General features: G+C 67.0%; 1 protein-coding gene. It reads left to right on the top strand.

Annotated features, from left to right (window positions below; genetic code table 11):
* Positions 1-743: IS630 family transposase (locus tag C1I99_RS31770; protein WP_111137796.1), on the top strand; the 743-nt coding region annotated here is incomplete at both ends.

Raw genomic sequence — 743 nt, 5'->3', positions numbered from 1 at the left:
GGCCGGCCCCGGCTGGGCAGCCCGCGTATCGGCCAGCGCATCCGAACCCTGCTGTCCATCCCGAAGGCATGGACCACCGCCCGGATCTGGCGCCAACTGGGCCGCCCGGCGATGAGCCTGCGCACCCTGCGCCGACGTATCAAACAACAGGCCCGCTGGTGCCGGCCCCGCCTGATCGCCAAAAGCGACCCCGACCATGACCAGATCTGCGCGACCATCCGGAACCAGATCGCCGACCTGCCCACCGGATCCGTCGTGCTCGCCGAGGACGAAACCCACCTGGACCTGCTCGCCCGGGTACGCGCCAGCTGGATGCCCACCGGCATCCGTCACCGCATCCTGACCCCCGGCTCCAACATCCGCCGCACCATCCACGGCGCGATCAACCTGACCACCGGCGCCTGGCACCACCACGTATCGGTCAAGAACGTCTCCGTGGTGTTCTGCTTCTTCCTCGACCAGTTGCTGACCGCCTACCCCGACGCCCCCGTCGTAGCCGTCATCTGCGACAACGGCACCACCCACCACAGCAAGATCACCAAGAAGTGGCTGGCCGACCACCCCCGACTCCTCCTCATCGAGGGCGCCAAGTACAGCCCCCAAGACAACCCGGTCGAACGCATATGGGCCGTACTCAAACAACACATCGCCAACACCGCACCAGCGACCATCGCCGACCGGATACGACAAGCCCACGCCTTCCTCCGCGCCCGAAGCAACCAGCAGAACCTCACCACCACCGC

This window comes from Micromonospora deserti, assembly GCF_003236335.1.
GTDB classification, from domain to species: Bacteria; Actinomycetota; Actinomycetes; order Mycobacteriales; family Micromonosporaceae; genus Micromonospora; species Micromonospora deserti.
Note: the sequence above shows the minus strand (reverse complement) of the source record. Positions and strands in the feature narration are given on the sequence as shown.